Source organism: Candidatus Accumulibacter sp. ACC003 (assembly GCF_907163085.1).
In the GTDB taxonomy this organism is placed as follows: domain Bacteria; phylum Pseudomonadota; class Gammaproteobacteria; order Burkholderiales; family Rhodocyclaceae; genus Accumulibacter.
Genome location: NZ_CAJQTX010000002.1, coordinates 614,444 through 637,188, shown reverse-complemented (window position 1 = coordinate 637,188; position 22,745 = coordinate 614,444). Strand labels below are relative to the sequence as shown.

Sequence of the window (22,745 nt, the reverse complement as noted above, 5' to 3'; positions counted from 1 at the left end):
CTTCCGGTCCTCGAGGCGGACGGCCGTCAGGTGGCGGCCCCACAGGCAGCCTGAATCGAGCGCCAGTAGGTTTGGTTCTATCCGCAGTCCGAGCGCCGACCAGTGGCCGGTGACGAGAACGTCACCGGCGCTCAGCCGGCCAGGGACTTCGAACCACGGCAGGAGGTCGGCCGGCGCGGCACTCAGCTCGCCTTTGCTCTTGAACTCCATCACGCCGTCGGCGGAACAGAGGCGCATCCGGGTCATGGCGTTGACGATTACCCGCAAGCGCGACCAGCCGTCCAGGTCGTCACTCCACGATGCCGGCTCGCTACCCCACATGTTGGCCATGAAATCGAGATAGGCCGGGCCGGTGAGCACGGCTTCGACCTCGGCCGCCAGGGTGCGTGCCTTGGCCACCGTCCACTGCGGCAAGAGCCCGGCATGGACCAGACAGAACTCGCCTTCCTGGTGGCACAGCGGCCGATGACGCAGCCAGTCCATTAACTCCTGGCAGTCGGGGGCGTCGAGGATTTCGTCGAGCGTGTCGCCCTTGCCGCGCCGGTCAAAGCCGGCGGCAGCCATCAACAGGTAGAGGTCGTGATTGCCCAGCACGGTGGTCGCTACCGGGCCCAGGTCGCGGACGAAGCGCAAGGTCTCCAGCGAGCGTGGACCGCGGTTGACGATGTCGCCGACCAGCCACAGGCGATCGCTCGCCTGATCAAAGCGGCATTTGTCCAGGAGTTGCAGCAGCGAATCGAAGCAGCCCTGGATATCGCCAATCGCGTAAGTGGCCATGGTCGCTGTTCAGGTCCCTGCGCACTGCTGTTGCCAGCGCCAGGCATCGCTGCACATTTGTTCGATGCCGCGCCGGGCTTGCCAGCCGAGCAACTGCGCGGCCAATGTCGGATCGGCATAACAGCTGGCGATGTCGCCTGGTCGGCGCGGCACCAGGGCGTAGGGTACCGGTCGACCGCTGGCAGCGGCGAAAGCGCGCACCATGTCGAGTACCGAATAGCCGCAACCGGTGCCGAGATTGACCGTCAGCAGGCCGCCCTTGGCGAGGAGGTAGTCAAGTGCCGCCAGGTGGCCCTCAACCAGATCCATCACGTGGATGTAATCGCGCACGCCGGTACCGTCGGCTGTCGGATAGTCACTGCCGAAGACACTCAGCTGCTGCCGCGTGCCGGCCGCGACCTGCGCCACGTAGGGCATCAGGTTGTTGGGTATCCCATTCGGCTCCTCGCCGATAAGGCCGCTGTGGTGTGCGCCGACCGGGTTGAAATAGCGCAGGCGTGCGATTCGCCAGGCCGCATCGGCGTTCGCCAGATCGGCCAGGATGTCTTCGATCATCAGCTTGCTGGCGCCATACGGATTGGTCGCCGAGCGCGGGAAGTCTTCCCGGATCGGGACCGCAGTCGGGTCGCCGTAGACCGTCGCCGACGAGCTGAAAATCAGCGTCTTGACCGACTCTTCGGCCATGACTTCGCACAGTGCGATGGCCCCGCCGACGTTGCAGTCGTAGTAGCGCAGGGGTTGGGCCACCGATTCGCCGACCGCCTTCAGGCCGGCAAAATGGATCACCGCGGCGATTGGTGACGCGGCAAAAACTCGCCGCAACAGAGCTCGGTCACGGACGTCGCCCTCGACAAAAGTCGGCCGCTGGCCAGCAATCCGGGCCACCCGATCGAGCACCTCGGGGCGGCTGTTGGAGAGATCGTCGACGACGGTCACCGCATGGCCAGCGGCGAGTAGTGCGACACAGGCGTGCGAGCCGATATAACCGCAGCCGCCGCTTACCAGGATGTTCATTCTCTAACCTTATGATGCATGCGCGCGACAGCGCTTTCGCCGGCGTCGAGCGGCGGTCGTCAGGAGCCGCGTAGCGGCCGCTAGCAAAAATGGTCGCCAGCGAATCGTCGCCTGGCGCTTGCGGCAACAGAACTACCTGAACGTCGTGCCGCGACGACAGGCGGGCGGCGGGCCGCGCGAGCGGGCGCCTCCTGCGGTGTTCGCCAGGAGTGCCGGGCTCAGACTGCGGCGCTCGCTTGGCGACTAGCGTGAAACGAGGAACTCGTCCCGGTGCCGTCCCTGGCTTTCGAGACTGGTCAGCCAGTTTGGCGCCTTGCCGCGGCCCGACCACGTTTCGCCATTGGGGCCGCGGAATTTCACGGCGACCGTGGTCTTGGTCTTGCCGGCCAACGCGGCCAGGCCCCTGAAGCCGCAATCAGCGGCCGTCAGCCCGTATTCGCCAATCAGCTGTTTCGCCTGGGCGATCGCTGCCGCGACTTCGGTTTGCCGAGCTTCAGCAATTTGCTGTTCCAGGGTTTCACGTTGCTCCAGTAATTCGCGATAAGTTGCCATGCACTTCTCCTCAAGTTTGGTCTGCACCATAAAAATTCCACGTTCTGCAACAAGCAGGACGCGCTAAGTCAAGCCATGAACGCACCTCGCGGTGCGGGCATGACGCCCTGAAAACAGCGCGAAAAACAGTACGCGCAGCTTGCAACCGACCGGTTCGGCATTGCTCCTTGCCGGCGACGGAAAACGTCCGTCTCGCCTCGCCGCTTCCGCGGCTATCAGGTCTTGCTCTGCCGACGAGTCCGGCACCGCGACTCGATTCGCCAGCACGATCATTTTGCTGTCGTCTGCAGCTGCCGATAGTCGCCGCCATGGAAGATCAGCGGCTCCCTGGCGTCGCCGCGCGCGAAGCGTTCGACGCGGCCGATGAAAACCAGATGGTCACCGCCGGGATGTTGCACCTCGTTGGCGCACTCGAACCACGCCGAGCAGCCTTTGATGAGCGGCGCACCGGCCAGACCCTGGCTGGTCTCGAGCGGGCCGAAGCGATCGTCGTCACGGCTGGCGAAACAGTCCGAAATCCATTGTTGTTCGGCGGCCAGCACATTCACGGCGTAATGGCTGGCGGCACGGAAAGCGGCCAGCCGGGGCGAGTTGCACGACAGACTCCACAGGATCAGCGGCGGCTGCAGCGAAACGGCGTTGAACGAACTGACCGTCACGCCGATCGCCTGGCCGTCTGGCGTCAGCGCCGTCACGACCGTGACGCCGGTGGCAAAACTGCCAAGGGCGTCGCGAAAGTCCCGGCAAACGACATCTCTGGCGGCCAATACGCGTCCGGTATCACAGCTCTCGCACGGCAGGTCGGCCAGCGCAGCAGACGATGCCGGGCACTCCGGCGAGTTTATCGGTCGATCCATCACGCGTTCTGGACGCGTGTTTCGGCCATGCTACTATTCACTGTTGGCGAAATGGTCGGTGAAATCATGGTGATCGGCGCTATCCAATTTGGGAATTTGGCTGCAACTGACGGGGATAATAAGCGAACGGCGATAAAGCCAATGCCAATTTTCACACACTTGCGCTACGCTCGATTTTCAGCGGCGCCGTCAGCCAGACCAAGGGCGGGATTATCCCAGTACAACGTTTCGATGTCGAGGCCATTTTGATAATCGATTATATGAAGTCGATCAGACAGCACCGTGCGGCGTGCGTTCAAGCGAGGCTAGCGAGCGGCCGTCGCGGCGGCTGCTTCGGCCGGACCATTTTGCCGATGCTGGCCGGCGCTGTCGCCGATGCCTGACGCTGCTCCCGCCATTCTCTCGGAGTTTTCCAGGCGGGTGATTGCCTGGCAGAAGACCAATGGCCGCCACGACCTGCCCTGGCAGCAGACCGCCGACGCGTACCGCATCTGGCTGTCTGAAATCATGTTGCAGCAAACGCAGGTGCAAACCGTGATTCCGTATTACGGGCGTTTTCTGGCGCGCTTCCCGACGCTCGAGGTGCTCGCCGCCGCGCCGCTCGGCGCGGTCCTCGAACTGTGGTCCGGACTCGGTTATTACGCCCGCGCGCGCAATCTGCATCGCTGCGCGCAAACGCTGGTCGTCGAGCGGGCGGGGAAGTTTTCGGCCAATCCGCAGGAAAACGCCGGCTTGCCGGGAATCGGCCGCTCGACGGCGGCGGCGATCGGGGTCTTTGCTTTTGCTGGCCGTGCGGCGATCCTCGACGGCAATGTCAAACGCGTTCTCGCCCGTTGTTTCGCGATTGGCGGTACGGCCTCGCCAGCGCAGGACCTGCGTGCCTTGTGGGCGCTCGCCGAAGCGCTGCTGCCCGAGCGTGACGTGGCCAGCTACAGTCAGGGGATGATGGATCTCGGAGCGACGGTGTGCACGGTCCGCAAACCGGCGTGCGACGCGTGTCCGTTGCGGACGATCTGTATTGCGTGTCGCGACGATCGCCAAGCCGAACTGCCACGGCGGCAGATCCGGGCGGCGTTGCCGCAGCGCTCGAGCCGCGTCGTGCTGCTCACCGACGGCCGCCGCGTGCTGCTCGAACGGCGGCCGCCAATCGGCATCTGGGGGGGCTTGTTGAGCTTCCCCGAGCTGTCCGGCGAAGCGCCGGACGCTTTCGTCCTGCGGCACGGCTGTCGGCTGCTGGGCAGCCAGCAACTGCCGGCGATCGACCATACTTTCAGCCATTTTCGCCTGCGCATCGAGATCCTGCGCTGCGACGTCGAAGTGCTCGCGCATGGCGTGAGCGAAGACGTTCTGGAGTGGTTGCCGGTCGCGGACGTCGCCGCAGCGGCCTTGCCGGCGCCGATCAAGCGGCTCTTGCTGGCGACGCCCCTGGCGGCCTGACAGCGGCGCCACGGCACGCCGCTGGGACTCGATCAGGGCGTGTGATCGTTCAGCAGGCGGGCAAAGTCGTCGATCGGCACCGGTCGGCCGAACAGGTAACCCTGGTAGCCGTCACAGCCGTGGCTGTCGAGAAAGGCGAACTGCGCCTCGCTTTCGACGCCCTCGGCAATTACCTTCAGCCCGAGACTGCGACCCATGGTGACGATGGTCTGGGCGATCACCGCGTCGCTCTGGTTGTCCTGGAGTCTGCTGACGAAGGCGCGGTCGATCTTGAGTTGGTCCAGTGGCAGGCGGCTCAGGTACGAGAGCGAGGAGTAACCCGTGCCGAAATCGTCCATCGAGAAGCTGACGCCGAGGAGCTTGATGGCGTTCATCTTGGTGATCGTGTCGGCGACATTGTCGAGCACCAGGCTCTCGGTCAGTTCGAGTTTCAAGCGACTCGGGTCGGCGCCGCTGTTGTTGACGGTTGCCGCCAGTTGTTCGACAAAATTCGCTTGCCGAAACTGCCGGGCGCTGACGTTTACCGCCAGCTGCAATTCACGAGTCGGCGCCGCCAGCGACCACGCCTTGAGCTGCGCGCAGGCGGTTTCCAGTACCCACTGACCAATCGGCACGATCAGACCGTTGTCTTCGGCGAGCGGGATGAAGCGCGCAGGCGACACCAGGCCGTGCTCGGGATGCTGCCAGCGCAGCAGCGCTTCGGCCGCAAAGACCCGGCGCGTGGCGTCGACCTGTGGCTGGTAATAGACGACGAACTGTCCTTGCTGCAGCGCCAGGTGCAGGCCTTCCTCGATTTGTCGCCGGTCGCTGGCCTGCTCGTTCATGCTGGCGGTGAAGAATTGCAGGTTGTTGCGACCGGTCGACTTGGCGTGATACATCGCCGCGTCGGCGTTGCGCATCAGGACTTCGACGCTTTCTCCGTCGTTGGGGAAAATGGCAATGCCGATGCTCGAGGTGGTATGCATGCTGTGGCCGTCGAATTGATACGCTGGCGACAGCGCGTCGAGAATCTTGCCGGCGACGCGCTCGGCGGCTGTCGCGTCAGCGCCGTTCAGGACGACGACGAATTCATCACCGCCCAGCCGTGCGACGACATCACTCTGGCGTACGCAGGCCCGCAGTCGCTGCGAGACTTCCAGTAAGAGGGCGTCGCCGACGTGGTGGCCGAGCGTGTCGTTGATGTTCTTGAAGCGGTCGAGGTCGAGGAACATCACCGCCAGCGAGCTGTTCCGGGTGTCGTGGCGCGCGCTCGCCAGCGCCTGCTCGAGTCGATCTTGCAGGTTGGAGCGGTTGGGCAGGTCGGTCAGCGTGTCGAAGTGTGCGAGATGAGTGATCTTTTCTTCGGCGGCCTTGCGCTCGGAGATGTCGACGAAGCTGCCGATGTAGTACTCGATCGCGCCGTCGGCGCCGTGCATGGTCGATATGGCCAGCCATTTCGGGTAGCAACTGCCATCCTTGCGGCGGTCCCAGACTTCGCCCTGCCAGTGGCCGGCGGTTTGGATCGCCTGCCACATCTGGCGATAGTCTTCGGGCGCCGATCGTCCCGACGACAGTAGGCCGGGATCGCGGCCGCGCACGTCGTCGGCCGTATAGCCGGTGAGGCGACAGAACGAGTCGTTGACTTCGAGAATGTGGTTGTCGCGGTCGCTGACCATGATCGCTTCGGCGCTGTGTTCGAAAACGCCGGCCAGCAGACGCAAACGCTTTTCGGCGAGCTGACGCTCGCTGATATCACGCCAGAGCGCATGCAGAATCACCTCGCCATGCAGCGTAATCGGCGTCAGCGTGACCTCGACGGCGATCGCAGCGGTGTCCGCGCGCTGGTGCATCCACTCGAAGCGGTGGTAACCAAAGCGCTGCGCGGCCTTGACCATCGCCCTGGATTTTTCCGCCGAAGGCTGGCCGTCGGGCTGCTGCGCGGGCGATATGTCGGTGACACCGTGACCGATCAGCTCGGCCTTGGAGCGGTAGCCGAGGAGTTCCAGGGCGGCCCTGTTGCAGTCAATGAACGATCCGTCCTTGAGCAGCAGCAGCGGATCCTTGGCGTCGTCGAACAGCCGGCGAAAGGCCTCTTCGCTCTCGCGCAACTGCTGCTCGGTGCGTAGCCGCTCGGTCACGTCTTCCTTGACGGCGAGAAAGTGAGTGACCTCGCCGTGATCGCCGAACACCGGCGAGATCGATTCCTTTTCCCAGAACAGCTCGCCGTTCTTGCGCCGATTGCGCAACAGTCCGCTCCACACCTTGCCGTCGAGCAGCTGGCGCCACATGTCGCGATACGTTTCGGCGGGGGTCTCACCGGACTGCAGGAAGCGCGGGTTGCGGCCGATGGCTTCGAGCCGCGAATAACCGGTGATGCGGGTAAAACTCGGGTTGACGTACTCGATTTCGCCGTCATGGCGGGTCATGATGATCGCTACCGGCGTCTGTTCGACGGCTTGCAGCAGTTTTTCAGACTCCGCCTCGGCCTGACGACGTTCGGAGACGTCAGCGAAGACCCAGGTGCTGCCTTGCTGTGGCATCTGCGGGTCGACGGCGCGGCCGGTCAGAGCGCCCCAGAACAGGCTACCATCCTTACGCTTGAGCATCATCTCGGTGCTGAAGGCGCCACCGGCGGCGACGACGGCGTAGCCCCTGGCGCCGGTTTGTTCGAAGATCTCGCGTGACGCGTAGAAGCATTCCGACGACTCGCCGACGAGTTCGCCGGGCTGGTAGCCGAAAATCTCCTCGATGCGGCGGTTGCAGTAAACCACCCGCCGCTCCCGGAGGTGCACGATGCCGACCATGGCGTTGCTGAGCAGCGTCTGCATCTCGGCCAGCAGTTGGTCATTGCGCTTTTCCATCTGCCGGCTCTCGCTCAGGTCAGCGAGCACGTTGGCGATGATCGGCGGTTCGCCGTCGACCTGGTGGACGACAAACAGCGTATGGATGGTCGGGATGCGGCGGCCGTCGAGCGCCATCAGTTCAAGCTCGCCGGTCCATTGGCCGGTCTCGAGAACCGCCGGCAGCACCTCGTCTCGCAGTCGTCGCCACTCGCTGTCGCGGTAGAACTGGTTGAACGAGTAGTCACTGCAAGCCGAATCGGGCGCTAGCGCAAGCATCTGCCGCAGCGCCGCGTTGGTATAGATGAGCTGCCCGTCCGGATGCGCCATGCCGATGCCCTGCCCGGCGTTCTCGGCCAGGCGCTGAAATACTTCCAGGCGCTCGCTCCTGGCGGACAATTTTCGTTCGCTGTCGAGCAGGTCGGCGACGACCTGTGCTTGGCGTCGGTCGCTGCGTCGCAGGCGAAGCAGCAGGACAGTCAACATGGCGAGTAGCAACAAGGCGCAAACGCCGACCACCTGCAGCCGCGTGCACCAGCCGGCAAGCACCTCGTCGCGGCTGACGCCGACGACGAAAGAGAAGGGGTAGCGCGCTAGCTGCTGCGTCCCGTAGATGCGCTCCACGGCGTCGCTGTCGGCGGCGACCTGCGGCCAGCGGACGAGTAGCCGCTGCTCGTCACTGCGCCGCAAGATGATAGCTCCCGTGGCGCCGAGGTCGGCGGCCCGGAAAATCTGCTGATAGTGTTCGAGATCGAGTCGCGCGCTGACCATGCCGAGAAAAGCGCCATCGTCGTCGACCAGTGCGCGCGCGACGATCAGGCCGGGCCGGCGGCTGGCGGGCGCTACGAGCTCTTCGGAGAAAAGCGGTCCGTTCTGCGGCGCTGCCCGCAGCGCGCGGAAATCTTCGCGGTCGGCGACTTCGAGCGGCGGCGTGCCGGGTGCATCCGAACTGTAGAGAAGTTCACCGCTGCGATCGAAAACGCGCAGGTCGAGCAGTTCGTCGAAGTTGCGCCGCTGCGCCTGGAGTTCACGACGCACTTCGCCGGCAAACTGAACAGAGTCTTGCGCGTTCAGGGCGCCGCCCGGGATGCGTCGCGACAAGTCCTGCAGGGCAAGGTCGGTACGACGCAGCGTCGCGTCCAGGCGGCTGGCGAAGATCGCCGCATAGTTGCGCGAGCTCTTTTCGGCCGCCGTCACCGTTTCCTGGTAGCTGAGCCAGAGCTGGTAAGCGAGCAATTGCACGACCAGTAGCAGCAGCACGCCGACGCCTAGCCGCAGCGCGCTGCGCTGGCTGGTGACGGCGGTGAGCGAACTTACGGATGTCATTCGCGGATACTGCAAGACTTCGCCAGGCAAGGCAAGGATATCGCTATGGCGGCCAGGAGCGTTGATCGCCGGCGGTGCTGGTGTCGCCGGCTCATGGGTGAATCGATGTCGCCGGCGGCGCGTCGATTCTGCCGATGGCCCAGCGCCCGAAAGCGACGCCGCAGGCCAGTGTCACGAAGCCGGCGGCCCAGCCACGGTGGCTGGCGCGACCGAAGGTATCGAGCGCAACGCCAAAGGCGACTGGCCCGATGAAGCCGCCAGCGAAGCCGATCGCCGAGTAAAGCGCAAGCGCCGTACCGCGTTTGTCGGCAGCGGTTCCGGTGAGCAGGCCAGCCGTCAGCGCCGCTGAGTCGAGATTCATGCTCAGCGCGTAAACCAGCAGCAGCGGTAGCAGTAGGTGGCTTGACTGGCCGCTTGAAAAACCGACGACGAGCGCCAGAACGCACGATAGGGGCATGACGCCGTTCAGCCAGCGACTGCGTCCCCAGCGTTGCGCGCCCTCGTTGCCGAGGATGCTGGCGGGAACTGCGAGAAAAGTGGCCAGCGCGGCGAACGCACCGGGCTTGCTGGTCCACGCGTGCGCGGCGTTGGCGTGCGTCCACGTCAGGTAGGCGACCAGCCAGCCGCGGAAACCGAAGAGTTCCCAGTTGTGGCCGAAGTAGCCGCCGCAGAACGCCAGGATGCGCCGGTCGCGCAGAACTTCGCGCCAACGACCGCCGCCAGGCGCGGGCGGCGTCGGTCGCTCGCCCGGCGCGACGCCGCGCCAGACCAGCGCAACCGCCAGGGCGGTGCACGCCGCGGCGAGCGCAAACAGCGCGGGCCATGGCAACAGCCCCCGCAGCAACTCGATCCAGAGGTACGACAGGCCAGCGCCGACGCCGAAGGTGGCGGTATAGAAGGCCGTCGCACGCGATTGCACGGCGATTGGCAGGCGATCGGTGAGTGCCTTCAGGCCAGGCATGTAGGTGCCCGCCAGGCCAAGTCCGGCCAGCCACCACCAGAACAGCGCGGCGGCGAAACCGTCGGCAAAGCTGGCCAGGCCGGCCAGCGCGACGCTACTCAAGCTGGCGCAGGCCAGGTAGATGCGCCGCGCGTCGACGCGATCGGTCAAGCCGACCAGGATCGGCACGGCAAGGATGTAGCCGAGAAAGAAAATGCCGCCAAGCCAGCCGCCCTGCGTTGCCGACAAGGACCATTGCGTCGACAGTTGCGGCAGCAGCGAAGGCACCAGCGCGAAGCCAGCCATCGACGCGGTTTCGGCGGCGCAGAAGATGGCCACCAGCCAGACTGCTGAATGCTCACCCCGCCGCGTCATTCCTCGGCGATCAGCTGCTGCAGCGAGAGATAGCTCGCCAGGGCCTGCAGCCTTGCCACGGGATCGTCGAGTTCCAGCAGCTTCTGTTTGGCCAGGTTCGCCAGCGGCAAGGCGTCGGCGAGTTGGTAGCTCACCCAGCTGGCGTCGTCGAAGACGGATGCATCCGGCGCTTGATCGCTGGCGAGTCGCATGACGATTTGCTGCAACACGGCGCCCAGCCTGGCGTACTCTGGCGGCAGCGCTTGCCGCTCGGGCTCGTCGAGCAGCGTCACGCTGGCACGCAACAGGCCGCCCGGCATCACCTTCCGCTGCTCTATGCGAAAGCGGCGGCCGCCGCGGACGCTGAGTAGCATGATCCCGAGTTGCGGCATATCGGCCTCGACGATATGCGCCAGCGTGCCGACCGCCCAGGGTGCTGCCGGGGCGCCGACCTCGTCGCCGCTGGCGATCAGGCAGACGCCAAAGGGCAAGCCCTGGCGCAGGCAGTCGGCGGCCATTTCGAGGTAGCGCTGCTCAAAGACCTTAAGCGACAGCAGGCCACCGGGAAAGAGCACCGCCGCCAGCGGGAACAGAGCGATGCCCAGCGGCTGCCGGGCTGCGGCATTTTCAGCGGCCTGTCGCTCGTCGCCGTCGCTGCCCATCACGCACTGCCCTCGAGGTCACCCCAGCGCTGCATCAGCGCATGCGGCACGCGCAGTTGATCGAGGATGCGGGCGACGACAAAATCAATCAGGTCCTCGACGCGTTGCGGATGGTGATAGAAACCCGGGTTGGGCGGCAGGATCACCGCCCCCGCTCGTGACAGGCGCAACATGTTCTCGAGATGGATCGCCGACAGTGGCGTCTCGCGCGGCACCAGGATCAACGGCCGACCTTCCTTGAGGACGACGTCGGCCGCACGTTCGATCAGTTTGCTCGCCAGCCCCTGCGCGATCGCCGCCAGGGTACCCATCGAGCACGGGCAGACGACCATCGCGTCGGGGGGATTGGAGCCGCTGGCGACCGGGGCAAACCACTCCTCGCGGCCGTAGACTTCGAGGGTTCCCGGCAAGTCCGGGTAGCGTTGCTGCAAGGCGGCGCGCGCCTCGCTGGCGCGTGCCGGTAGTTCCAGGCCGAGCTCCTGGCGGGCGACAATCTGCGCGACCTGCGAATAAAGCAGTTGCACCCGGCAACCAGCGGCCAGCAGGCATTCCAGCAGGCGCACGCCGTAGGGCATGCCAGAGGCGCCGGTGAAGGCCAGGCAGATCGTTTCAGGCATTTTTCACCTCCGCGGCGTTGGCCGGCAGTTCTTCAAGCAGACGTGCCGCCAGCAGGCCGTTGATGATACCGAAAGTGAGCGCCGCGACGGCGAAAAAAGGCACCATCAAGAACAGGCCGTTGTGGGGGATCAGCCACAGTCGGGCGAGCACGAGCTGCCCGCCGATATGTGCAAAAGCGGCCATGATGCTCCAGCTGACCGGCCCGAACCAGCGACCGGGCAGGCGGCTGGCCAGCGCCAGAGCCGCCAGGCTGAACAGCGCGCCGGTCAGGCTCATGAAGAATCCGGGCGAGAAAAAGTAGCCGAGCAGCAGGCCGCCGGCGAAGACCCGCAGGCCGCTGACCCAGGCCGCGGCGAGCCAGCCGTGGCGCGCCAGGACGATCATCGTGACGATGTTGGCCAGCCCGGGTTTGACACCCGGCAAGGGGAGCGGGATCGCCGCGTCGAGCAGCGACAACGCAATTGCCGCCGCTGCCAGCTGCGCGATGCGATGGTCCTCGGGCGTCGCTACGAGCTGGATCAGCCGTTTCGTCGGGAGCATCCGTCGTTCGCTCAGGCGGCCGCCTGCAGCGCTTTCAGACGAGCCGCACGGTCAGTTCGCCGACGCCGGCGATGCCTGCTTCGAGGACATCGCCACGCTGCGCCTTCGATACCCCGGCCGGCGTGCCGGTGAAAATCAGGTCGCCGGCGGCGAGCGTGACGTAGGTCGATAGATTGGCAATGACTTCGGCGACCTTCCACGACATCTGCTGCACGTCGCCCTGCTGGCGCAGTTGGCCATTGACCTTGAGCCAGATTGCCGCGCTCGCGGGATGAGCATTCGCCGCCAGCGGCTGGATGGCCGCGATCGGTGCGCTGTGGTCGAAGCCCTTGCTCATGTCCCATGGCTGGCCCTTGTCCTTGGCCGCCAGCTGCAGGTCGCGCCGGGTCAGGTCGAGACCGACGGCGTAGCCATAGACCGACTCGAGTGCTCGCGACAGCGGGATATCAGCGCCGCCGCTGGCCAGCGCGACGACCAGCTCGACCTCGTGCTGCAAGTTGTTGGTTGCCGGTGGATAGGGGACGTCGCCGCCGCCGGAAACCAGCGCATCGGCCGGCTTGCTGAAGAAAAAGGGCGGTTCGCGGCTGTCGGCGCCCATTTCGACGGCGTGGTCGGCGTAATTGCGACCAACACAGTAGACCCGGCGCACCGGGAAAAGGCCGTCGCTGCCGGCGATGGCAACGCCGACCTGTGGCGCGGGCGGAAAGATGTAGCGCATGAGCTTGCTCCTGTTGGCTTAATTTAATGTGAAAGTGTCGTCCGGGACAGACGGACATTCCTTCTCCCGACTGCGGGAGAAGGGCTGCGGTGAGGCGGGGAATTCAGGACGCGTGCTCCCTGCCCGGCGAACGATTCCGGCATGCAAAGCCGGAATGCGCACGGCAAGTGCGAGGGGGCGGTCATGGCTTTCATGATCTGGGATCTCTCAACATGTCATGACCGTTAGACGGGGTTGTCGATGTCGACGAATTGACAGTCGAGGTCGAAACGCTCGGCCAGGTGTGTCGCGAGCGCCTGCACGCCGTAGCGTTCGCTGGCGTGATGGCCGGCGGCGAGGTAGCCAATGCCGGATTCGCGCGCCAGGTGTACGGTCTGTTCCGAGACCTCGCCGCTCAGGTAGGCGTCGACGCCGAGTGTGATGGCTTCTTCGAACAAGCCCTGCGCGCCCCCGCTACACCAGCCGATGCGGCTGACCAGACGCTCGCCGTCGCCGACGGTCAGCGGCACGCGCTGCAACTCGCGGGCGACGCGTTCGCTGAGCTGCGTCAGCGTGGTCGGTGTTTGCAGGCGACCCAGCCAGCCGACGTCCTGCTCGCCGAAGCGACCGTCGGCAAGCCAGCCGAGCCGTTTGGCCAGCTGCGCGTTGTTGCCGAATTCGGCGTGGCTGTCGAGCGGCAGATGATAGGCGATCAGGTTGATGTCGTGCTGTAGCAGGGTCTGCAGGCGCGTCTTGCGGATGCCGGTGACGCGGCCATCCTCGCCGCGCCAAAACCAGCCATGATGGACCAGGATGGCATCGGCATCACGCGCCACGGCGGCATCGAGCAAGGCCTGGCTGGCGGTGACGCCAGCGACCAGGCGCTGGAGATCGGGCCGTCCTTCCACTTGCAGGCCGTTTGGGCAATAATCGCGAAAGCGCCCGGCGTCCAGGAGGTTGTCCAGGTAGCGTGTCAATTCTTCGCGTTTCATTTACTGGCTCCGGTTTCGCCCATGCGCAGGCTCTGGCTGATTTTTGCACAAACGGTGACCATCGGTCTCGCCGTTCTCTTTGTGGTCAGCACGCTCAAGCCCGAGTGGTTGGGCAAACGCTCCGCCAGCGGGCCGAGCATCGTTGCCCTGCAGGAGTCGGCTAGCGGCACCCCGCCCGTGCTCGTCGCGCCGTCGTATCGTGAAGCGGCGAAGAAAGCGCTGCCATCGGTGGTGCACATCTTTACCTCGCAGAAGATCAAGGCTCGTCGCCATCCCTTGCTCGACGACCCGACTTTTCGCCACTTCTTTGGCGACGGTCAGGACGGCGATGAGCCGAGCACTTCCGGCCTCGGCTCGGGCGTCATCGTCAGTTCGAGCGGCTATGTTCTCACGAACTTCCACGTCGTCGAAGCGGCCGACCAGATCGAGATCGCCCTCAGCGACGGCCGCAACCTCAACGCCCGCGTCGTTGGCAGCGACCCCGAGTCCGATCTGGCGGTGCTGCAGATCACTGAAGGTCACGGCAAGGCACTGGTTTTGCCGGCGATTACGCTGGGACAGATGGACGACGTGCTGGTCGGCGACGTGACGCTGGCGATCGGCAATCCTTTCGGCGTCGGCCAGACGGTGACCATGGGAATCATCTCGGCGCTGGGCCGCTCGCACCTGGGGATTAATACCTTCGAGAACTTCATCCAGACCGACGCGGCGATCAACCCGGGCAACTCGGGTGGCGCGTTGGTCGATAGCCGGGGCAATCTGATTGGCATCAACACGGCGATCTACTCGCGCTCGGGCGGTTCGCTCGGCATCGGTTTTGCCATTCCGATCTCGATCGCCAGGAACGTCATGGAGCAGATCATCGAGAGCGGCACCGTGACGCGCGGCTGGATTGGCGTCGAGGCGCAGGAGATCACCGTCGATCTGGCCGAATCCTTCGGCCTGCCGGATACCAGCGGTGCGTTGATCGCCGGCGTCCTGCGCGGCAGTCCAGCCGATGCAGCCGGGATAAAGCCGGGCGATGTGCTGCTCGCCGTCGCCGGTCGCGCGGTCAAGGATCCGCAGGTGATGCTCGATCTGATCGCGGGCCAGAAGCCCGGCGAAACGGTCAGCTTCCAGTTGCGTCGCCAGAACCAGCTGCTCGAGGCGACGGTCAAGATCGGCAAGCGGGCGCCACAGCGCCGCGAGCGCGAGTAGGCCGGGCAGCGAGGCGATCAAGGGAACCGGAATGTGCCAATTGCTCGGCATGAACTGCAATGTGCCGACCGACATCTGCTTTTCGTTTGCCGGCTTTCAGGTCCGCGGCGGTGCTACCGACGTGCATTCCGACGGCTGGGGAATCGCCTTTTTCGAAGGTCGCGGCACGCGCGTATTTCTCGATCCGCAGCCGTCGTGTTCGTCGCCGGTCGCGGCGCTGGTGTGCAGTTATCCGATCCGTTCGGAAAACGTCATCGCGCATATCCGCAAAGCCACGCAGGGACTCGTCGCGCTCGAGAATACCCACCCTTTCATGCGCGAACTGTGGGGACGCTGCTGGATCTTTGCGCACAATGGCCATTTGCCCGATTTTTCGCCGACGCTCGACGGCAGCTTCACGCCGGTTGGTCAGACCGACAGCGAGCGCGCCTTCTGCTGGTTGCTACAGGAGTTGCGCGAGCGCTTCGGCAGCCGGCCGCCGAGTCGCGAGCGGCTGTTCGACGCGCTGCATCAACTGACGCTTGAACTTGGCGCGCGTGGGGCGTGCAACTACCTGCTGTCGAACGGCGATTGCCTGTTCGCGCACTGCTCGACGCAGTTGACCTACATCATTCGGCAGGCGCCCTTTGCCGTAGCGCACCTGCGCGATCAGGATCTGAGCATCGATTTCAGCGCTGTGACGACGCCGGACGACCGCGTCGCGGTGATTGCCACGGTCCCCTTGACCGATAACGAGCAGTGGACGACGATGCCGCCCGGCAGCCTGTGGCTGTTCGAAGGCGGCGCGCCGGTTCGCCATCGCTTGACCGTCGCCGCCGCCGCGCCGAACTCGTCCTGAGCCCGGGCCTTGCCGGCAGCCGTTGGCGTTGGCAGAATTTCAGGCGTCGGGTTTGTCGTCGCGTTTCTGCTGCTGGCTGAGATCGGCGACCGCCTGCTGCATTTCGTCGGCGCTCAGCGGTGTCCACTCATCTGCCGGGGTAGCTTGTTCGCTGGCGGCGCCGGCCGCCGTCGTGCGTCGGCTGACACTCCTGGCGAGCAGCAGCCCGAGCTCAAAAAGAAGGCACAGCGGAATGGCCATCAGCAACTGCGAAATGACGTCGGGTGGCGTGAAGATCGCCGCCACGATGAAAGAACCGACAATGACGTAAGGGCGCCATTCGCGCAGTTTGGCGAGGTCGACGATACCCGTGTAGACCAGCACGACGACCACCACCGGAACCTCGAAGGTCACCCCGAAGGCGATGAAGGAGGTCATCACGAACGACAGATACTTCTCGATGTCGGTCATCCAGGCGACACCCTCGGGCGCGATCTTGGACATGAATCCGAAGACCGTCGGAAAGACCAGGAAGTAGGCGAAGGCCATGCCGGTGAAGAACAGCAGCACGCTGGTGGCGACCAGCGGCAGCGCCAGTCGCTTCTCGTGGGCATAAAGGCCGGGAGCGATGAAAGCCCAGATTTGATAGAGGACGTAGGGCAGGGCGATCAGGAAAGCGACCATCAGCGCGACCTTCATCGGCACCAGGAAAACGCCGACGACGTCGGTGGCGATCATCTGGCCGCCTTGCGGCAGTGTCGCCAGAAGCGGCTGCGCGAGCAGCGAATAGAGTTCCTTGGCCCACGGGAAGAGACAGACGAAGACCAGGCCGACGGCGATCAGCACGCGGATCAGGCGGTTGCGCAACTCGACCAGGTGCGACAGGAAAGAGTCTTCGCTTTCGCTCATCGGTCGCTCACGCCGTTCCGCTCGGCTTGTCGGCGCCGCTGCCGGCAGGCGCCAGCGGCGCCTCGACCGTCGGCTGGGCCGTCGCCTGAGCCGGCGTCGAGGTCAGCGGCGGCGCTTGTTCGCCGGGTGGCGCTGCGGCGCGCTGCTCACCGCTGACCGTTGGTGTGGTCTGCGCCATCGCTTGCCGTGCGGCCTTCATTTCATTGCTTAGACTTTGTTCGACGCTGCGCGCGGAGTCCTGAATCTCGGCGCGCAGTTTCTTCAACTCGTCGAGCTGGATTTCGCGGTTGATGTCCGATTTCACGTCGCTGACATAACGCTGCAGGCGGCCCAGCAGGAGGCCCGCTGTGCGCGCGACCTTGGGCAGTCGTTCGGGTCCGATGACCACCAGTGCGACGACGGCAATCATGATCATCTCGGTGAAGCTGATATCAAACATCGGGGCTCGCTGGCGGCAGGGGCGAAAGCTCGGGGCGGCGGCGGACGGCGGGCGACCGCCGCTTGCTGGCGTCGGCCGGGCGGGCGGCTGGCATGGCGCCTAGCTCCTGGTTTTTTCCCTGACCTCGCCCTCGATGGTCTGGCCGTCCTTGACCTGCTGCTGCGGCGGTGGCGCGGTCTGCGCCGTGCCGTCGGTCGGCTGGTCTTCGGCCGTCGCCTCCTTGATGCCCTCCTTGAATCCCTTGACCGCGCCACCGAGATCGGAGCCGAGACCACGCAGCTTCTTGGTGCCAAAAACCAGCAGGACGATGACCAGAACGATCAACCAGTGCCAGATGCTGAAAGAACCCATGGCGGGCCTCCATTAATGTGAAAGTCGCGTACGCGACTCACGAATCTCCCTTCTCCACACTGCGGGAGAAGGGCCGGGGAAGAGGGGGGCGGTCATGACTTTCATGATTTGGGGTGTTTGCACTTGTCATGATCGTTAATGTGAAATTCACCAGCTTTGTCGGTGACCGGTATCGCTCGATGCGGCGCCTGCGGGCCGTGCCGCTCAGGTTCGCTTGAGCATCGGCCCGACCGGGTCCGGCCCACCGACGATATGCGCGTGCAGGTGCTGCACTTCCTGATGGCCGATGGTGCCGGTATTGATGATCAGCCGGAATCCGTCCGGGCTGCCTTGTTCGCTCGCCAGGCGGTTGGCGATCGCCAGCATGCGGCCAAGAACGGGCAGGTCGGCGTCGCTGGCGCTGGCCAGCGAAGTGATGTGCTGCTTGGGAATCACCAGCAGGTGGACCGGGCGAGCCGGGTTGATGTCGTGGAAGGCAAAGATCTGCTCGTCCTCGTACACCTTACGCGACGGGATCTGACCCGCGGCGATCTTGCAGAACAGGCAGTCTTCCATCGCTCAGCCCTTCCGCGACTTCTTCTCGTCGATGCCGGAAACGCCTTCACGCCGCCGCATCTCCTGCAGGACGTCTTCGATCGTCAGGCCATAGAAGGCGAGCAGGACCATCGTGTGGTAGAGCACGTCGGTTGATTCCCAGACGACGTGCAGGCGGTTGCCTTCCTTGCCGGCCATGATCAACTCGGCAGTTTCCTCGCCGATCTTCTTCAGGATTGCGTCCGGTCCCTTGGCCATCAGCTGCGCCGTGTAGGAGGTTTCCGGGTCCGCCTTGCGGCGGGAAAGCAGCGTCTCCGAGATCCGGTGCAGCATGTCCATGTTCATTTACCGTAAATTTCCTCGGGGTCCTTGAGTACCGGGTCGACGGCTACCCACAAGTGCCCCTGCAGTTGATAGAAAAAGCAGCTCTGGCGACCGCTGTGGCAGGCAATGCCGCCGTCCTGATCGATGGCCAGTAACAAGACGTCGCCGTCACAGTCGGTGCGGATCGAGCGCAGCCGTTGCCGATGTCCGGATTCTTCGCCTTTCCGCCACAACCTGTGGCGCGAACGCGACCAGTATACCGCGCTACCGCTATTCAGCGTCTCCTGCAGCGACTGCCGGTTCATGAAGGCGAACATCAGCACCCGACCGCTGACGGCGTCCTGGGCAATCGCCGGCAGCAGGCCTTGATCGTCCCACTTGAGGGCTTCGAGCCACGGTAGGCGAGGGTCCAGATCACTCACCGGCGAACCTCGATGCCTCGCTCGTGCAGGTATTCCTTGGCCTGACGAATCGTGTATTCACCAAAGTGGAAGATGCTGGCGGCGAGAACGGCGTCGGCGCGGCCTTCCGAGACGCCGTCGGCAAGGTGCTGCAAATTGCCGACGCCACCGCTGGCGATCACCGGGATGTCGACGGCGCTGGACACGGCGCGTGTCAGCGGCAAATCAAAACCGTTACGCGTGCCGTCCCGATCCATGCTGGTCAGCAGGATTTCGCCGGCACCGAGTTGCTGAACGCGGCGCGCCCAGGCGACGGCGTCGATACCCGTATTCCGGCGTCCGCCATGGGTGAATACCTGCCATACCCCTGGCGACAGCTGCTTGGCGTCGATGGCCACGACGATGCACTGGTTGCCGACCTTGGCCGATGCTTCGGCAATGAGGTCCGGGTTGTCGACGGCGGCGGTGTTCATGCTCACCTTGTCGGCGCCGGCGTTCAACAGCCGCCGCACATCGGCGATCGAGCGCACACCGCCACCGACGGTCAGCGGAATGAACACCTCTGCTGCACAGGCTTCGACGATGTGCAGGATGATGTCGCGCTGGTCGGACGAGGCGGTGATATCGAGAAAGGTCACTTCGTCGGCGCCCTGCTCGTCGTAGCGACGGGCAATTTCCACCGGGTCGCCAGCGTCGCGCAGGTCAACGAAATTGGTACCCTTGACGACGCGACCGGCGGTCACGTCGAGGCAGGGGATGATTCGCTTGGCGAGGCTCACGAGTCGTTGGCGCGTTGGTCTGATCGGCGATTGGCGCAGATCAAGGCTTGCTCGCCCGATCGGCTTCGGCCTGCGCCAAGGCAAAGTCGAGCGATCCGTCGTAGATCGCACGACCGGCGATGGCGGCGCTGATTCCTTCCTGCTCGACCGCGCAAAGCTGCCGGATGTCGTCGAGGTTGGACATGCCGCCACTGGCGATCACCGGAATCAGCAGCGCCTGGGCGAGCCGGGTCGTCGCCTCGATGTTGATTCCGGAGAGCATGCCGTCGCGGCCGATGTCGGTATAAATGATCGCTTCGACGCCGTAGTCCTCGTACTTCTTGGCCAGGTCGATGACGTCGTGGCCGGTCATCTTCGACCAGCCATCGACGGCGACTTTGCCGTCGCGGGCGTCGAGGCCGACGATGATGTGGCCGGGGAAGGCGCCGCAGGCGTCGTGCAGGAAGCCGGGGTTCTTGACCGCAGCGGTGCCGATAATCACGTAACTGACGCCGTCGTCGAGGCAGCGTTCGATGGTGTCGAGATCACGAATGCCGCCGCCGAGTTGCACGGGGATTTGGTCGCCGACGGCGTCGACGATTTCCTTGATCGCGCGCTCGTTTTTCGGCTTGCCGGCGAAGGCGCCGTCGAGGTCGACCACGTGCAGGCGACGCGCGCCCTGGGTCAGCCAGTGGCGAGCCTGCTCGCCCGGCGAGCTTGAAAAGACGGTCACCTGGTCCATGAGACCCTGTTTGAGACGGACGCATTGTCCGTTTTTGAGGTCAATCGCGGGAATGATCAGCATTTTGGATGGGCAAGCAGAAGTGAGGTGGGAGGAGGTGAGAAGGCTCGGCGCCAGCGACGTGAAGAGGCGCGAGCCGGGCGCCGCGTCAAGGCTTCCAGGCGACGAAATTGGCCAGCAGGGCGAGCCCGTCTACGGCGCTCTTTTCCGGATGGCACTGAATGGCGAAGATATTATCTCGAGCCACTGCACTGGTAAAGGGGACGCCGTAAGCGGTCGTGCCGACGACGCAGTCGTCGTCGTCCGGGGCAACGAAATAGCTGTGCACAAAATAGAAGCGTGCGCCGTCGGCGATACCCTTCCACAACGCGTGTTGGCGGCTGTGCTGCACTTCGTTCCAGCCCATGTGCGGGACCTTGAGTTGGTTGCCGGCGGCGTCGAACATCCGCGCCGACGGGAAACGCCGGACCGTGCCGGCGATGACGCCGAGTCCCGGCACATCGCCCTCCTCGCTGTGTTCGAAGAGCATCTGCTGGCCGATACAAATTCCCAGGAAAGGCTTGTTCCTGGCGGCGTCCAGGACCGCCGGGCGCAAGCCGCGGCGGTCGATTTCGTGCATGCAGTCGGGCATCGCGCCCTGACCGGGGAAGACCACGCGCTCGGCCGCGCTGACCACTGCGGGGTCGGACGAGACCAGCACCTGTCGACCGACGGCGACGCGCGCCAGCGCCTGCCAGACCGAACGCAGGTTGCCCATGCCGTAATCAACGACGACGATCGCCCCGGATGGGGAACTGACCGTTGCCATCAGAGCGTGCCTTTGGTCGATGGAATGCTGTCACCCGCGCGCGGGTCGGCTTCGACGGCGACGCGCAGTGCGCGACCGAAGGCCTTGAACACCGTTTCGGCCTGGTGGTGCGCGTTGTCGCCGCGCAGGTTGTCGATGTGCAGGCTGAGCAGCGCGTGATTGACCAGGCCCTGGAAAAACTCGTGCACCAGGTCGACGTCGAAAGCGCCGATCATGGCGCGCTTGAAGTCGACGTGGAACTCGAGGCCGGGCCGGCCGGAGAGGTCGATGACCACCCGCGACAGTGCTTCGTCTAGCGGCACGTAGGCGTGCCCGTAGCGCCGCAGCCCCTTCTTGTCGCCGAGCGCCCTGGCCAGCGCCTGGCCGATGGTGATGCCGATATCCTCGACGGTATGGTGCGCGTCGATGTGCAGGTCGCCGTCGGCTTGCACCTCGAGGTCAATCAGTCCATGGCGGGCAATCTGATCGAGCATGTGATCGAGGAAGGCGACGCCGGTGGCGAAGTGGCCCTGGCCACTGCCATCAAGGTTCAAACGAACGCTGATCCGGGTTTCGAGCGTATTCCTGGAGACTTCTGCTTGCCGCATCGGGAGACTATCGCCGGGTAGTAAGAGAATAGGGGCTGCAAGTGTCGCGTCAGACAAGGCATGGCGGCTTGGTGGACCCGCGAGCACCGTTCACGCTCATCTGGCGAGTCGCCGACGATGCGCAGTGGATGCGTCTCGAGCGACAGACGCGCATGATACCATTTCGCGCTTCCCTTGCATCCGACCTGTGACGCCATTCATGAGCCACTACTGGAGTTCCCTCGTTGATCGCCTGACGCCTTACGTTCCGGGCGAACAGCCGCAGTTGGCGAAGCTGGTCAAGCTGAACACCAACGAAAATCCCTACCCGCCGTCGCCGCGGGTGGTCGCCGCGATTACCGCCGAACTGGCCAATGACGGCGAACGGTTGCGGCTCTACCCGGACCCGAATGCGGGCCGCGTCAAGGAGGCCGTTGCCGCCCGCTTCGCCGATTACGCGATCACGCCGCAGCAGGTCTTTGTCGGTAACGGCTCGGACGAAGTGCTGGCGCACGTGTTCATGGCCTTGCTCAGACACCCCTTGCCGATTCTCTTCCCGGACATCACCTACAGCTTCTATACCGTGTATTGCGCTCTGCACGACGTCGCCTACAGGACGGTGCCGCTGGACGAGGATTTTATGATCCGCATCGACGATTATGCGACGGCCAACGGCGGCATCATTTTTCCGAATCCGAACGCACCGACCGGCTGCCTGCTGCCGGTCGCGGCGATCGCGCGGCTGCTGTCCAGGAATCAGCAGTCGGTGCTGGTGGTCGACGAGGCCTACGTGGATTTCGGCGGCGAGTCGGCGATCGCCCTGGTCAACGAGTACCCGAACCTGCTGGTCGTGCATACCTTGTCCAAGGCGCGTTCGCTGGCCGGCCTGCGTGTCGGTTACGCGGTCGGCCACCTTGACCTGATCGAGGCGCTGGAACGCGTCAAGAACAGCTTCAACTCGTATCCGCTCGACCGCCTGGCGATCGCTGGTGCCGTCGCCGCTCTCGCCGATGACGAGCACTTCGAGCTGACGCGGCAAGCGGTCATGCGCAGTCGCCAGGTGCTCAGCGGCGAGCTGCTGGCGCTGGGCTTCGAGGTCCTGCCGTCGCTGGCCAACTTCGTCTTTGCTCGCCACCCGCAGCGCGACGCCGCACAACTCGCGGCGGCATTGCGCCAGCGCGGGATCATCGTCCGCCACTTCGCGCTGGCACGCATCGACCAGCACCTGCGGATCAGTATCGGCAGCGACGCCGAATGTGCCTTGCTGGTCGCCGCCTTGCGCGACATCGTCGGCTGATCGTCGCAGCGCTTGCC

25 protein-coding genes are annotated in these 22,745 nt (G+C 64.7%); 4 read left to right on the top strand and 21 right to left on the bottom strand.

The genetic code is table 11. The annotated features are described in order from the left end of the window. The 4 genes from QZ656_RS06525 to QZ656_RS06510 all read right to left on the bottom strand — a co-directional run. The coding region (locus QZ656_RS06525) for a symmetrical bis(5'-nucleosyl)-tetraphosphatase (protein ID WP_291992614.1) at positions 1–777 on the bottom strand (777 nt) is incomplete at its 3' end. Positions 778–786: 9 nt separating this feature from the next. Beyond that, positions 787–1,791 carry a UDP-glucose 4-epimerase GalE gene (gene galE, locus QZ656_RS06520; protein WP_291992613.1) on the bottom strand — a complete coding sequence of 335 codons (1,005 nt, stop codon included), beginning with the start codon at positions 1,789–1,791 and terminating at the stop codon, positions 787–789. Between the two features lie 243 nt (positions 1,792–2,034). After that, a complete protein-coding gene (locus tag QZ656_RS06515; protein ID WP_291992612.1) occupies positions 2,035–2,373 on the bottom strand; it encodes an H-NS histone family protein in 339 nt (112 codons plus the stop codon). A gap of 239 nt (positions 2,374–2,612) precedes the next feature. Then, positions 2,613–3,200: a flavin reductase family protein gene (locus tag QZ656_RS06510; RefSeq protein ID WP_291992611.1), complete on the bottom strand. Its 588-nt coding sequence runs from the start codon at positions 3,198–3,200 to the stop codon at positions 2,613–2,615. Positions 3,201–3,575: 375 nt separating this feature from the next. On the opposite strand from QZ656_RS06510, the gene mutY reads away from it, so the two are divergent. Continuing rightward, entirely contained in the window at positions 3,576–4,637 is a 1,062-nt protein-coding gene (gene mutY, locus QZ656_RS06505) for an A/G-specific adenine glycosylase (RefSeq protein ID WP_291992610.1), read from the top strand. Positions 4,638–4,669: 32 nt separating this feature from the next. On the opposite strand, the gene QZ656_RS06500 is transcribed toward mutY, so the two are convergent. From QZ656_RS06500 to QZ656_RS06470, 7 genes are all read right to left on the bottom strand, one after another. Then, positions 4,670–8,782 (bottom strand): PAS domain S-box protein, encoded by a 4,113-nt coding sequence (locus tag QZ656_RS06500; protein WP_291992609.1) that lies wholly within the window; start codon positions 8,780–8,782, stop codon positions 4,670–4,672. Positions 8,783–8,873: 91 nt separating this feature from the next. Further along, a complete protein-coding gene (locus QZ656_RS06495; protein WP_291992608.1) occupies positions 8,874–10,061 on the bottom strand; it encodes an MFS transporter in 1,188 nt (395 codons plus the stop codon). A 32-nt stretch (positions 10,062–10,093) separates the two neighbouring features. Further along, positions 10,094–10,738: an LON peptidase substrate-binding domain-containing protein gene (locus QZ656_RS06490; protein WP_291992607.1), complete on the bottom strand. Its 645-nt coding sequence runs from the start codon at positions 10,736–10,738 to the stop codon at positions 10,094–10,096. Beyond that, positions 10,738–11,355, bottom strand: coding sequence for a flavin prenyltransferase UbiX (locus QZ656_RS06485; RefSeq protein ID WP_291992606.1), 618 nt, complete (start codon positions 11,353–11,355; stop codon positions 10,738–10,740). The genes QZ656_RS06490 and QZ656_RS06485 overlap by 1 nt, the downstream gene beginning before the upstream one ends. Continuing rightward, positions 11,348–11,896 (bottom strand): Gx transporter family protein, encoded by a 549-nt coding sequence (locus QZ656_RS06480; RefSeq protein ID WP_291992605.1) that lies wholly within the window; start codon positions 11,894–11,896, stop codon positions 11,348–11,350. Before QZ656_RS06480 ends, QZ656_RS06485 begins: the two co-directional genes overlap by 8 nt. A 34-nt stretch (positions 11,897–11,930) precedes the next feature. Further along, a complete protein-coding gene (locus QZ656_RS06475) occupies positions 11,931–12,614 on the bottom strand; it encodes a fumarylacetoacetate hydrolase family protein (protein WP_291992604.1) in 684 nt (227 codons plus the stop codon). Positions 12,615–12,838: 224 nt separating this feature from the next. Beyond that, on the bottom strand, positions 12,839–13,585 hold the full coding sequence (locus QZ656_RS06470; protein WP_291992603.1) for a Nif3-like dinuclear metal center hexameric protein: 747 nt from the start codon (positions 13,583–13,585) through the stop codon (positions 12,839–12,841). Between the two features lie 21 nt (positions 13,586–13,606). Here QZ656_RS06470 and QZ656_RS06465 point away from each other — a divergent pair, with 21 nt between their 5' ends. After that, positions 13,607–14,782, top strand: a complete 1,176-nt coding sequence (locus QZ656_RS06465; RefSeq protein ID WP_291992602.1) for a trypsin-like peptidase domain-containing protein — start codon at positions 13,607–13,609, stop codon at positions 14,780–14,782. A gap of 31 nt (positions 14,783–14,813) precedes the next feature. After that, entirely contained in the window at positions 14,814–15,620 is an 807-nt protein-coding gene (locus tag QZ656_RS06460; RefSeq protein WP_291992601.1) for a class II glutamine amidotransferase, read from the top strand. Positions 15,621–15,659: 39 nt separating this feature from the next. Here the strand turns inward: QZ656_RS06460 and tatC are convergent, their stop codons facing one another. From tatC to hisB, 10 genes are all read right to left on the bottom strand, one after another. Continuing rightward, complete coding sequence (tatC, locus tag QZ656_RS06455; RefSeq protein ID WP_291992600.1) at positions 15,660–16,508, bottom strand: twin-arginine translocase subunit TatC; 849 nt, start codon at positions 16,506–16,508, stop codon at positions 15,660–15,662. Between the two features lie 7 nt (positions 16,509–16,515). Continuing rightward, entirely contained in the window at positions 16,516–16,947 is a 432-nt protein-coding gene (gene tatB / locus QZ656_RS06450; RefSeq protein ID WP_291992599.1) for a Sec-independent protein translocase protein TatB, read from the bottom strand. A gap of 99 nt (positions 16,948–17,046) precedes the next feature. Further along, a complete protein-coding gene (gene tatA / locus QZ656_RS06445; RefSeq protein ID WP_291992598.1) occupies positions 17,047–17,298 on the bottom strand; it encodes a Sec-independent protein translocase subunit TatA in 252 nt (83 codons plus the stop codon). Positions 17,299–17,502: 204 nt separating this feature from the next. After that, positions 17,503–17,853, bottom strand: coding sequence for a histidine triad nucleotide-binding protein (locus QZ656_RS06440; RefSeq protein ID WP_291992597.1), 351 nt, complete (start codon positions 17,851–17,853; stop codon positions 17,503–17,505). A gap of 3 nt (positions 17,854–17,856) precedes the next feature. Beyond that, entirely contained in the window at positions 17,857–18,177 is a 321-nt protein-coding gene (locus QZ656_RS06435; RefSeq protein ID WP_291992596.1) for a phosphoribosyl-ATP diphosphatase, read from the bottom strand. Then, on the bottom strand, positions 18,174–18,578 hold the full coding sequence (gene hisI / locus QZ656_RS06430; RefSeq protein WP_291992595.1) for a phosphoribosyl-AMP cyclohydrolase: 405 nt from the start codon (positions 18,576–18,578) through the stop codon (positions 18,174–18,176). Before hisI ends, QZ656_RS06435 begins: the two co-directional genes overlap by 4 nt. Then, positions 18,575–19,336, bottom strand: a complete 762-nt coding sequence (hisF, locus tag QZ656_RS06425; RefSeq protein WP_291992594.1) for an imidazole glycerol phosphate synthase subunit HisF — start codon at positions 19,334–19,336, stop codon at positions 18,575–18,577. Before hisF ends, hisI begins: the two co-directional genes overlap by 4 nt. Positions 19,337–19,376: 40 nt before the next feature. After that, positions 19,377–20,120: a 1-(5-phosphoribosyl)-5-[(5-phosphoribosylamino)methylideneamino]imidazole-4-carboxamide isomerase gene (hisA, locus tag QZ656_RS06420; RefSeq protein ID WP_291992593.1), complete on the bottom strand. Its 744-nt coding sequence runs from the start codon at positions 20,118–20,120 to the stop codon at positions 19,377–19,379. A gap of 85 nt (positions 20,121–20,205) precedes the next feature. Then, positions 20,206–20,865 carry an imidazole glycerol phosphate synthase subunit HisH gene (hisH, locus tag QZ656_RS06415; protein ID WP_291992592.1) on the bottom strand — a complete coding sequence of 220 codons (660 nt, stop codon included), beginning with the start codon at positions 20,863–20,865 and terminating at the stop codon, positions 20,206–20,208. Further along, complete coding sequence (gene hisB / locus QZ656_RS06410; protein WP_291992591.1) at positions 20,865–21,452, bottom strand: imidazoleglycerol-phosphate dehydratase HisB; 588 nt, start codon at positions 21,450–21,452, stop codon at positions 20,865–20,867. The genes hisH and hisB overlap by 1 nt, the downstream gene beginning before the upstream one ends. Positions 21,453–21,651: 199 nt before the next feature. Between hisB and hisC the strand changes: the two genes are divergently transcribed. Then, a complete protein-coding gene (gene hisC / locus QZ656_RS06405; protein ID WP_291992590.1) occupies positions 21,652–22,728 on the top strand; it encodes a histidinol-phosphate transaminase in 1,077 nt (358 codons plus the stop codon). The last annotated feature ends 17 nt before the right edge of the window (positions 22,729–22,745 follow it).